Origin of the sequence: Paraburkholderia panacisoli, from assembly GCF_008369935.1 — a bacterium.
GTDB lineage: Bacteria > Pseudomonadota > Gammaproteobacteria > Burkholderiales > Burkholderiaceae > Paraburkholderia > Paraburkholderia panacisoli.
On record NZ_VTUZ01000008.1, the window covers coordinates 92,719 to 104,546 of the forward strand.

The window sequence follows — 11,828 nt, forward strand, 5'->3', positions numbered from 1 at the left end:
TCGAGCCCCTCCAGCCACCGACTGGCACAACGCTTGCTGCTGCTCCCGAATAGCTTCGCCCGGCCCAAACAGGCGAAGTCTGGCGTCAAAGCACCCTCGACTGGCCAGCGGCGTGACGATCTTTGCACTACATTGACCAGTACGCGCCTTCGCTGATGCAACGCGCGGTAGCCGGCTCTGGAAGCCCAATGAGCGCTGCGATCGCATGCCAACTGCATCCACACCGCAGCAGGACGAATCTGGAAACCACCGATGGAACCTCCAAACGGGTATGCGCCGCGCATTTACTTTTTTCATTCACTCCTGGTGGGGCCGCTCGATGCGTGGCCAGCGCAGTTCGCTCATGCGGCCGCGCTGGGCTTCGATCACGCGCTGATCGGCGGCCTCTTCGAGCCGGGGCAGGCGGGTCACGGACAGGTGGTCGGCAACCACGCCCGGCTGCATCCGGTGTTCGAGGCGCGGCAACCCGCGCTCGACGCGCTCCGCACGCTTGCGGACGCCGCCCGCCAGAACGGTCTCACCTTGCTGGCCGATCTGGTGATCGACCGGATGGCCGCCGACGGCGAGCTATACGCCGGGCATGCGGACTGGTTCCATCCGTTCGAGTCCGAAGAGGCGCGGCTCGATCCGCGCCATGTGCATCGCGAGGACAACGTCGCGTATGCGAACTTCAACGACGCCGGCAGCCGCGACGCGCTCACCGGCTGGTGGACGCAACAGCTATTGGCGCTGGCCGATGCGGGCGTGGGCGGCTTCCGCTTCGATTCGCCGCATCGCGTGCCGGCCGCCGTCTGGCGCCAACTCGGCGGCGCGCTGCGCGCGAAGCATCCCGACGTGCGCTTGCTCGCCGCAACCCCCGGTCTCGCGCGCGACGATCTGCCCGGGCTGGACAGCGCGGGCTTCGACAGCGTGTTCTCGTCGGTGCGCTGGTGGGACTTCCGCGCGAGCTGGATGGTCGAGGAGCACGCCGCGCTCGCGCGCATCGGCGCGCCGATCACCTTTCCTGAAGCGCCCTACGGCACGCGTCTCGCCGCCGAGTTCGGCGACGCCCACGACGCCGCCATCGTCGAACGGGCTTACCGGCGCGCGCTGTTCACATCGGCTGCGCTCGGCACCGGCTGGATGATGCCGATGGGCTTCGAATACGGCATCGCCGAACCCATGTCGCAAACGCGCGGCGACGCGTCGCAATTCGCGCTCGCTGTCCAGGCAAAGAAATTCGATCTCACGGAACGGATCACCCATGCCAACGAGGTCGCGCGCAATTCGAGGACGCTGCACGGCAACGGTGAATTGCGCCCGTTGAGCGGGCCCGGCGCTCCCGCCGCCGTCCTGTTGCGCGCCGATCAGCCGGACCTGCGCGACGCCGAAGAAGCGGTGCTGATCGCCATCAATCCCGAACTCGGCGCGCCCGTGCGCGTTGATCCCGCGCGCTTTCTCGCGAGCGCGCCGGGCAACTTCACACGCTTCGTGCCGCTGGATGCGCCGGGCCATGCCGCGCCATCCGGACTGACGCCGTTCACGCTCGCGCCTGGCGCGGTGCGCCTGTTGCGCGCGGTGACGGAGAAGCCGATCCGCCTCGCGCCGCCCATCGACAAGGCCAACAGCAAGCGCAGCGGCCGCAAGACCGTGCTGGAGGCGCTCGACGCGCCGCGCGTGGCGATCGAAAGCGTGATGCCCACGGTCGACAACGGCCGCTTCGCGGCCAAGCGCACGGTGGGCGAGCGCGTCGAAATCAGCGCCGCGATTTTCGCCGAAGGTCACGACAAGATCGCCGCCGCCGTGATCTGGCGCGCCGCCGACGAAACCGCCTGGCACGAAGTGTTGATGAGTCCCGCGCAGCCCGCCGGACTCGACATCTGGCAAGCGCGCATTCCACTCGAACGGCTCGGCCGTCACGAGTTCAGCGTGATCGCGTGGCGCGACGACTTCGCGTCGCTCGTCGAGCACGTCGAGAAGAAGCTGAAGGCGGGCCAGACCGTCGAACTCGAACTCGAACTCGAGGAAGCCTCGCATCTGTTCGCGCTGGTGCTCGCCGAAGTGGAGACGACGGAAGGCGCGGTAAAGGAGCCGCTCGAACAGATCGTCAAGCTCTTCACGAAGTCCGACGCCGCCACCAGGCTCGCGCTGATCCTCGCGTCGACCACCGCGAAGGCGATGACCGCCGCGCGCCACCGGCCGTTCCTGAGCCGCGATCCGGTGATCTACAAGATCGACGCGGACCGCACCGCCGCGCGTTTCGCGAGCTGGTATGAGATCTTCCCGCGTTCGATGAGCGACGACGAAGCGCGCCACGGCACCTTCGCGGACGTGACGACGAAACTGCCGCGCATCCGCGACATGGGTTTCGACGTGCTGTATTTCCCGCCGATCCATCCGATCGGCCTCGCGAATCGCAAAGGCCGCAACAACACGCTGAACGCACAGCCCGGCGATGTGGGCAGTCCGTACGCGATCGGTGCGGCCGAAGGCGGCCACACCGCCGTGCATCCGCAACTGGGCACGCTCGACGACTTCAAGGCGATGCTCGCCGCCGCGCATGCGCACGGCCTCGAAATCGCGCTCGACTTCGCGATCCAGTGCTCGCCGGATCATCCGTGGCTCAGGGAGCATCCGACGTGGTTCGCGTGGCGCCCGGACGGCACCTTGCGTTACGCGGAGAATCCGCCGAAGAAGTACCAGGACATCGTCAATCCCGACTTCTACGCGCACGACGCCAAGCCCGACCTGTGGCTCGCGCTGCGCGACGTGATCCTGTTCTGGATCGAAGCGGGCGTGCACATTTTCCGCGTCGACAATCCGCACACCAAGCCGCTGCCGTTCTGGGAATGGATGATGGCCGACGTGCGCGCGCGCTATCCCGACACGATCTTCCTCGCCGAAGCCTTCACGCGTCCGCGCATGATGAACCGGCTCGGCAAGATCGGCTTCTCACAGTCGTACACGTACTTCACGTGGCGCGAGTCGAAGCGCGATTTCATCGAGTACTTGAGCGAACTCACGCAAACCGGCGCGCGTGATTTCTACCGGCCGAACTTCTTCGTCAACACGCCAGACATCAACCCGCGCCATCTGCAAGCGCAGGGACGCACGGGCTTTCTGATTCGCGCGGCGCTCGCGTCGACGCTGGCGGGATTGTGGGGCGTGTACAGCGGTTTCGAACTGTGCGAGGCCGCCGCGCTGCCCAACAGCGAGGAATATCTGAACTCCGAGAAGTACCAGTTGCGCGCGTGGGACTGGAACCGGCCTGGCAACATCGTCGGCGAGATCACGGCGCTGAACCGGATTCGCCGCTCGAACCCGGCGCTGCAGACGCATCTCGGCCTGACCTTCCTCAGCGCGCACAATGATCACATCCTGCTGTTCGAGAAAGCGACCGAAGCGCGCGACAACGTGATCGTCGTCGCGATCAACCTCGATCCGTTCAACGAACAGGGCGCGGATATCGAACTGTCGTGGGACACGTTCCAGCGCTGGCATCTGCACGATCATGGCGCGCTGGAAGTGACCGACCAGATGACCGGCGCGCGCTTCGAATGGCACGGCCGCTGGCAGCATGTGCAACTCGGGTCGGGCCAGCCCTTCTCGATCTGGCGCATCGCGCCGCTCGGCGGCCTGCCCGCCGAGCGCCCGGATGAAGCCGACAGCGATTCCGACAGCGCCTATCACGCGGACGCTGGCAACCCAACCCCAACGGAAGGTGCGACATGAAGCGTGACGATCCAGCCCAAACCACGTCGTCGGGGCAGACGGGCGCAGCCTCGGGCAGCGCGGCCAAAGCACGTTCGCAGCGGCGCGGCAAGCCGGCGGCCTTGAGCGACGATCCGCTCTGGTACAAAGACGCGATCATCTACCAGGTGCACATCAAGTCGTTCTTCGATGCGAACAACGATGGCGTAGGCGACTTCCCGGGCCTGATTGCGAAGCTCGACTACATCGCCGAACTCGGTGTGAACGCGATCTGGCTGCTGCCGTTCTATCCGTCGCCACGGCGCGACGATGGCTACGACATCGCCGACTACCGCAGCGTGCATCCCGACTACGGCCAGATTGCGGATGTGAAACGCTTCATCCAGGAAGCGCACGCGCGCGGCATCCGCGTGATCAGCGAACTGGTCATCAACCACACGTCGGATCAGCACCCGTGGTTTCAACGGGCGCGCCGCGCGAAGCCAGGTTCGAATCATCGCAACTACTACGTGTGGTCCGATACCGATAAGAAGTACCCGGAAACGCGGATCATCTTCATCGACTCAGAGCCGTCGAACTGGACGCATGATCCGGTGGCGGGCGCGTACTACTGGCATCGCTTCTACTCGCACCAGCCCGACCTGAACTTCGACAACCCGGCGGTGATAAAAGAAGTGCTGCAGGTGATGCGCTTCTGGCTCGACATGGGTATCGACGGGTTGCGTCTGGATGCCGTGCCGTATCTGGTCGAACGTGAAGGCACCAACAACGAGAACCTGCCGGAAACGCACGCGGTGCTGAAGAAGATCCGCGCGACCATCGACGCCGAGTATCCGAACCGGATGCTGCTCGCCGAAGCGAACCAGTGGCCGGAAGACGTGAAGGAGTATTTCGGCGACGAAGACGAATGCCACATGGCGTTCCACTTCCCGCTGATGCCGCGCATCTACATGTCGATCGCGAGCGAGGACCGCTTTCCGATCACCGACATCATGAAGCAGACGCCGGACCTTCCCGAGTCGAACCAGTGGGCGATTTTCCTGCGCAATCACGACGAACTGACGCTGGAGATGGTCACGGATTCCGAGCGCGACTATTTGTGGAACACCTATGCGAGCGATCGCCGCGCGCGCCTGAATCTCGGCATCCGCCGCCGGCTGGCACCGTTGATGGAGCGCGATCGCCGCCGCATCGAATTGATCAATTCGCTGCTGCTGTCCATGCCCGGCACGCCCGTGATCTATTACGGCGACGAACTCGGCATGGGCGACAACATCCACCTCGGCGACCGCGACGGCGTGCGCACGCCGATGCAGTGGTCGTCGGACCGCAACGGCGGTTTCTCGCGCGCCGATCCCGAGCAGCTGGTGCTGCCGCCGGTGATGGGTTCGCTCTACGGCTTCGACGCGGTCAATGTCGAAGCGCAAAGCCGCGATCCGCATTCGCTGCTGAACTGGACCCGGCGCATGCTCTCCACGCGCCGCGCGAAGCAGACCTTCGGGCGCGGCACGATTCGCTTCCTGAAACCGGAGAACCGCAAGATTCTCGCGTATCTGCGGGAAATGCCGGACCAGCCGCCGATCCTCTGCGTGGCGAATCTGTCGCGCGCGCCGCAAGCGGTCGAACTCGATCTGTCCGAGTTCAACGGCGCGGTGCCGATCGAAATGACCGCCGACTCCGTGTTCCCCGCGATCGGTCAACTGACCTATCTGCTGACGTTCCCGCCCTACGGCTTCCTGTGGTTCATGCTGTGCGAGGGCGGTCAGCGTCCCACCTGGGCGCAGGCGCATTCGGAGCCGTTGCCGGAATTCGTCACGATCGTGATCCGCGAAGGGCAAGTGGGCCCGACGCCGGAGAACGTGCGTCTGCTCGAATCGGAAGTGCTGCCTTCCTGGTTGAGCCGGCGCCGCTGGTTTGCGTCGAAGGACCAGAAGATGCATGCGGTGCGCCTCGCCGCGTTGACCACGATCCCGAACGGCGGCTTCGCGTTCACGGAGATCGAAGCGGACGTGGGCAACCACACCGAACGCTACGTGGTGCCGATCGCGATCACGTGGGGTGGCGAAACCACCACGCCGCTCTTCATGCAACTCGCGTTGGCGCGTGTGCGGCGCGGCCGCAACGTCGGTCATCTGACGGACGCGTTCGCGCTGCCGATCTTCGCGCATAACGTATTGCGCAAGCTGCGCGAACGCGCGGTGGTGCCGACCGTGCAGAAGAGCGAAATCAAGTTCCTGCCCACCGAGCGTTTCGCCGAACTGGACAACCTCGGCGATCGGCCGGAGATTCGCTGGCTCGCGGCCGAGCAGAGCAACAGTTCGCTGATCATCGCCGATGCCGCTGTGCTGAAGCTGGTGCGCCGGCTCGTCAGCGGCATTCATCCGGAAGCGGAAATCAGCCGCTACCTGACCCAGCTCGGCTACGCGAACACCGCGCCGTTGTATGGCGAAGTGGTGCGCGTCGATCCCGAAGGCGTGCCGCATACGCTTGCGATCCTGCAAGGCTTTGTCGACAACCAGGGCGACGCGTGGAACTGGTCGCTCGACTATCTGCGCCGCTCGGTGGACGAGCTCGCGATTGCCGTCGATCCGGAAACGTCAACGACGCCGGACCGCGACAACGAAGCGATTTTGATGGAAGGCTACGGCGAGCTGGCCGGCATCATCGGCAGGCGGCTGGGCGAACTGCACCTGGCGCTCGCGTCGCCGACCGAGGACCCGGCGTTCGCGCCGGAACCCGCCGACGCCGCCCAGGTGAAAGCGTGGGTCGACGGCACGCAGTCGATGCTCGCCGCCGCGCTCGATCTGCTCGCGCCGCGCATCGAACAGATGAGCGATCCGGACACCAAAGCGTTGGCGCAAAGCCTGATCGACCGGCGCGCGGCGCTCGTCGCCACGGTCGAGAAATTGGTCTCCGCCGATGCAGGCGCGTTGCGCATCCGTATCCACGGCGACTTCCACCTGGGCCAGGTGCTGGTCGCGCAAGGCGACGCGTATCTGATCGACTTCGAAGGCGAGCCGGCGCGTTCGCTCGAAGAGCGTCGGCGGAAATCGAGCCCGCTGCGTGATGTGGCCGGGTTGATGCGTTCGTTGTCGTATGCGAGCGCGGCCGCGCAATCCACGATGGAAAGCGCGCCGCAGCAGACCGCCGATCGCAAGCGTGCGTTGTTCGACCGGTTCCGCGCGCATGCCACCGAAGCTTTCCTCGCTCAATACCGCGCAGCGGTCGCTGACGCACCGGCGCCGCTGGTGGCGCCCGAGGCGGAGCAGGCGCTGCTCGATCTGTTCCTGATCGAAAAGGCCGCTTACGAGATCCGCTACGAAGCGGCCAACCGTCCGACATGGCTCAGCTTGCCGGTGCGCGGCCTCGCCGCGCTCACGAGCCGCTTGCTGGGCGACACCGGCACCCCGGCGCATGCTGCCGATTCGTCAACCCAGGCGCCAGGCGCCGCCACCCCGCCTAATCCGGCCGAGGGCGACTATGAGTGAGCATGATCCGGCCGCTGGCCTCCAACCGGTCGATATCGACGCGCTCGTCGAAGCGCGCCACCCCGATCCCTTCTCGCAGCTTGGGCTGCACTGGACGGACGCGGGTCCGGTGGTGCGCGCGCTGTTGCCGAACGCCGCGCACGTCACCGTGATTGCACGCGCCGACGGCGCCACGGTCGGTGAACTCGAACAGTTGCGCCCTGGGCTGTTCGCCGGCCGCGTCACGTCGGGGGCGCCGTATCGCTTGCGGATCGATTGGCATGGCGTGGTGCAGGAAATCGAGGACACCTATTCGTTCGGCCCGGTGCTCGGCGACGAACCACTCGGCCGCCTCGCGCATGGCGATCCGTACGCGGTGCTCGAATGTCTCGGCGCGCATCCGGTGGAAATGGATGGCGTGCCCGGCGTGCGCTTCGCGGTGTGGGCGCCGAATGCGCGACGCGTGTCGGTGGTCGGCGACTTCAACGCGTGGGACGGCCGCCGTCATCTGATGCGGCTGCGTCATCAGGCCGGCGTGTGGGAGCTGTTCGTGCCGCGCGTGGGGCCGGGCACGCGGTACAAATACGAACTACTGTCGCGCGACGGCCATCCGCTGCCGCTGAAGGCCGATCCTTGCGCGATGCAAACGGAAAAGCCGCCGGGCACCGCGTCGGTGGTCGCGCATGTCGACGAGATCGAGCAGTTTCCGTGGACCGATCACGACTGGATTCAGTCGCGCGCCGCCAGGCAGACCGCGCGCGCGCCGATCTCGATCTACGAAGTGCATGCCGAATCGTGGCTGCGCATCGCCGAAGAAGGTCAGCGCGGCCTCGACTGGGAAGAACTCGCCGAACGCCTGCTGCCGTACGTGAAGAGCATGGGTTTCACGCACGTCGAGTTCATGCCGATCGCGGAACATCCGTTCGGCGGCTCGTGGGGTTATCAGCCGCTCGGGCAGTTCGCGCCGTCCGCGCGCTTCGGCAAGCCGGAACAGTTCGCGCGCTTCGTCGATCGCGCGCACGAAGCCGGGCTCGGCGTGATACTGGACTGGGTGCCCGCGCACTTTCCGAACGACGCGCATGGTCTCGTCGACTTCGACGGCACGCCGCTCTACGAGCACGCCGACCCGCGCGAAGGCTATCACCAGGACTGGAACACGATGATCTACAACCTCGGCCGCAATGAGGTGAGTGCGTTCCTGGTCGCATCGGGCCTCGCGTGGCTAAAGCGCTATCACGTCGACGCCTTGCGCGTCGATGCGGTCGCGTCGATGCTGTATCGCGACTATTCGCGCGCCGCCGATCAGTGGGTGCCGAACATTTACGGCGGCCGCGAGAACCTCGAATCGATTGCGTTTCTGAAGCGCCTCAATCACGAAGTCGGTTACGTGCCGGGCGTGCCTGGTGCAATCACGATCGCCGAGGAATCGACCGCGTGGCCGGGCGTGACCGCACGCGTCGAAGACGGCGGTCTCGGCTTCCAGTTCAAATGGAACATGGGCTGGATGCACGACACGCTGCACTACATGGAGGAAGACCCAGTTTATCGCCAGTACCATCACCACAACATGACGTTCGGCATGGTGTATGCGTACTCGGAGCGCTTCGTGCTGCCGCTGTCGCACGACGAAGTGGTGCACGGCAAAGGCTCGCTGCTCGGCAAGATGCCCGGCGACCGGTGGCAGAAGTTCGCCAATCTGCGCGCGTACTTCGGCTTCATGTGGACGCATCCGGGCAAGAAGCTGATGTTCATGGGCGGTGAATTCGGGCAGATGGCGGAATTCGATCACGACACTTCGCCGCATTGGCATCTGCTCGACGATCCGCATCATCACGGCGTGCAGTTACTGGTGCGCGACCTGAACCATCTGTATTGCAAGGAGCCTGCGCTGTATCTGCTCGACAGCGAGCCGGGCGGCTTCGGATGGCTGATCGGCGACGACAGCGCCAACAGCGTGTTCGCGTATCGGCGCACCGACGGCGCTGGCCGTGAGCTCGTCGTGGTCTGCAACATGACGCCGGTACCGCGCGTCGGTTATCGGATCGGCATGCCGGCGAGCGGCCGCTGGGAGGAAGTGCTGAACACGGACGCCGGCGTGTACGGCGGCTCGAACATGGGCAACGGCGGCCTGATTCATACCGACGCGACCCCTAGCCACGGCTGGCCGCATTCCGCTTCACTGGTATTGCCGCCGCTCGCGACCATCGTGTTGCGTGCGGAATGATTGACATGCTGTAACGCGAGCGCGCGGCGCAGCGGGGTATTGGCGCCGCGCGCTCGTTGCATGAAGACCCAAGCTGGCATTCAATAAATCAGAACTGGGAAGGGGAATCATGTCGCATGCAATGCCCGACCGGCTTCTGCCCGGTTCGCCGTATCCGCTCGGCGCCAGCTGGGACGGCCTCGGCGTCAACTTTGCGGTGTTCTCGGCGAATGCGCAAAAAATCGAGCTTTGCCTGTTCGATCCCACCGGGCGCAAGGAATTGCGCCGCTTCACGCTGCCCGAATGCACCGACGAGGTCTGGCATGGCTACTTGCCGAACGCGCATCCGGGCACCGCTTACGGCTTTCGCGCGCATGGGCCGTATCAGCCGCATCAGGGGCATCGCTTCAATCCGCACAAGCTGTTGCTCGATCCGTACGCGCGCAAACTGGTCGGGCAGTTTCGCTGGTCGGATGCGCTGTTCGGCTATCGGGTGCATTCGAATCGCGCCGATCTTTCCATCGACCGCCGTGATTCAGCGCCGGCCATGCCGAAGTGCGTGGTGATCGACGAAGCGTTCGACTGGTCGCACGACAAGCGCCCGAACGTGCCGTGGGGCGAGACCATCATCTTCGAAACGCACGTGCGCGGGGCGTCGATGCTGCGCGCCGATTTGCGCCAGCACGAACGCGGCACGTTTGCCGCGCTGGCGTCGCCGGAGTTCATCGAGCATTTGCTGAAGCTCGGCGTGACCGCGGTCGAGTTGCTGCCGGTCCATGCGTTTCTCAACGACCGCTTCCTGGTGGAGCGCGGTCTGCGCAACTACTGGGGCTACAACAGCGCCGCGTTCTTCGCGCCCGAGCCGTCGTATCTGAGCACGCACCGGCTCGACGAAATGCGCATCGCCGTGCGCCAGTTGCACGCGGCCGGCATCGAGGTCTTTCTCGACGTGGTCTACAACCACACCTGCGAAGGCAACGAGATGGGCCCGACCGTCTCGTGGCGCGGTCTCGACAATGCGAGCTACTACCGCCTGGTCCCCGGCGACGAGCGCCACCACATCAACGACACCGGCTGCGGCGATACGCTGAACCTGCCGCATCCGCGCGTGCTGCAGATGGTGATGGATTCGCTGCGCTACTGGTCGACGGCGTTCAATATCGACGGCTTCCGCTTCGATCTCGGCGTGACGCTCGGCCGCGAGCAGCACGGCTTCGATCCGGGCTCGGGTTTCTTCGACGCATTGCGCCAGGACCCGATCCTGTCGCAACGCAAGCTGATCTCCGAACCATGGGACATCGGCCCCGGCGGCTATCAGCTGGGCAACCATCCGCCGGGCTTCGCCGAATGGAACGACCGTTTCCGCGACACGGTGCGCCGTTTCTGGCGCGGCGACGCCGGCTTGCGGCCCGACCTCGCCGCGCGCCTGACCGGCTCGGCCGATCTGTTCAACCGGCGCTTCAGGAAGCCGTGGGCGTCGATCAACTTCATCACGTCACACGACGGCTTTACGTTGGCCGATGTCACGGCTTACGAGCAGAAGCACAACGAAGCGAATCGCGAGGACAACAACGACGGTCACAACGAGAACTGCAGCCGCAACTGGGGCGCAGAAGGTCCGACTGACGATCCCGCGATTCTCGACACGCGCAAACGTGTGGCCCGTTCGCTGATCACGACGCTGCTGATCGCGCTCGGCACGCCGATGGTGCTGGCCGGCGACGAAATGCTGCGCACCCAGAACGGCAACAACAATGCGTATTGCCAGGACAACGAAATATCCTGGCTCGATTGGGAGCGTGCAACCTCTACGGACGGCCAGCAGATGATCGCCTTCGTCGCGCGCGTGATCGCGCTGCGCAAACATCACCCGCTGCTGCGCGAAACGCGTTTTCTATTCGGCGACCGTGAAGTGCTGCCGGGCCTGTTCGATGTCGGCTGGTTCGACGAGCACGGCGACCCGCTCACCATCGAAGCCTGGCAGGACCCCGAAGGCCGCGCGTTCACCTTGCGTCGCGCGGGACCAGGCTTGAATGGCGAAACAGAAGTATTGTTGATGATGCTCAACGCAAACGAGGAAACACTGCGCTTTACACCGCCCGCCCCGCACCTGGAATGGCATGTGCTGTTAGACACTGCTGAACCGGACAGCGCGCCGCATCGCCTGGCGGTGCCCGAGGTCGAGGTGGCCGCGCACGGTCTCGTGATGCTGGCCGCGCAGCCGGTGGGCGAAGCGGACTGGCAGGCGGGCTGGAAGGCCGGCGCGCAGCACGGGCCGCGGCTGCTGACGGCGCTGCCGCCCGATCCGGGAGCGCAATCGCCGGGCAGCGACTTGTCGCCCAGCACGTAGGCGTAAGTGACGTAAGCGCGAAGTCGCCGCGAGGCAACGGCGCGATGGCAGCCTGGCAGTCGGATTGCAGCACGAACACACATGCACGGCGGCCGGGTTCTCACGCGTGCGCTTGCGC

The 11,828-nt window shown here is 65.4% G+C and carries 4 protein-coding genes; all 4 read left to right on the forward strand.

The window, feature by feature from the left end:
- The first annotated feature begins 252 nt into the window (after window positions 1–252).
- The 4 genes from FVF58_RS14180 to glgX all read left to right on the forward strand — a co-directional run bounded on the left by FVF58_RS14180 (window position 253) and on the right by glgX (window position 11,710).
- Window positions 253–3,711, forward strand: coding sequence for a maltotransferase domain-containing protein (locus tag FVF58_RS14180; protein ID WP_149670541.1), 3,459 nt, complete (start codon window positions 253–255; stop codon window positions 3,709–3,711).
- On the forward strand, window positions 3,708–7,178 hold the full coding sequence (gene treS / locus FVF58_RS14185) for a maltose alpha-D-glucosyltransferase (protein WP_149670542.1): 3,471 nt from the start codon (window positions 3,708–3,710) through the stop codon (window positions 7,176–7,178). Before FVF58_RS14180 ends, treS begins: the two co-directional genes overlap by 4 nt.
- Window positions 7,171–9,381 carry a 1,4-alpha-glucan branching protein GlgB gene (glgB, locus tag FVF58_RS14190; protein WP_149670543.1) on the forward strand — a complete coding sequence of 737 codons (2,211 nt, stop codon included), beginning with the start codon at window positions 7,171–7,173 and terminating at the stop codon, window positions 9,379–9,381. Before treS ends, glgB begins: the two co-directional genes overlap by 8 nt.
- Before the next feature lie 109 nt (window positions 9,382–9,490).
- On the forward strand, window positions 9,491–11,710 hold the full coding sequence (glgX, locus tag FVF58_RS14195) for a glycogen debranching protein GlgX (RefSeq protein ID WP_149670544.1): 2,220 nt from the start codon (window positions 9,491–9,493) through the stop codon (window positions 11,708–11,710).
- Window positions 11,711–11,828: the final 118 nt, after the last annotated feature.

Bases quoted from the DNA above. Each gene is read 5' to 3' on its own strand.
- FVF58_RS14180 (WP_149670541.1), top strand. From the start codon at position 253: ATGGAACCTCCAAACGGGTATGCGCCGCGCATTTACTTTTTTCATTCA.
- treS (WP_149670542.1), top strand. From the start codon at position 3,708: ATGAAGCGTGACGATCCAGCCCAAACCACGTCGTCGGGGCAGACGGGC.
- glgB (WP_149670543.1), top strand. From the start codon at position 7,171: ATGAGTGAGCATGATCCGGCCGCTGGCCTCCAACCGGTCGATATCGAC.
- glgX (WP_149670544.1), top strand. From the start codon at position 9,491: ATGTCGCATGCAATGCCCGACCGGCTTCTGCCCGGTTCGCCGTATCCG.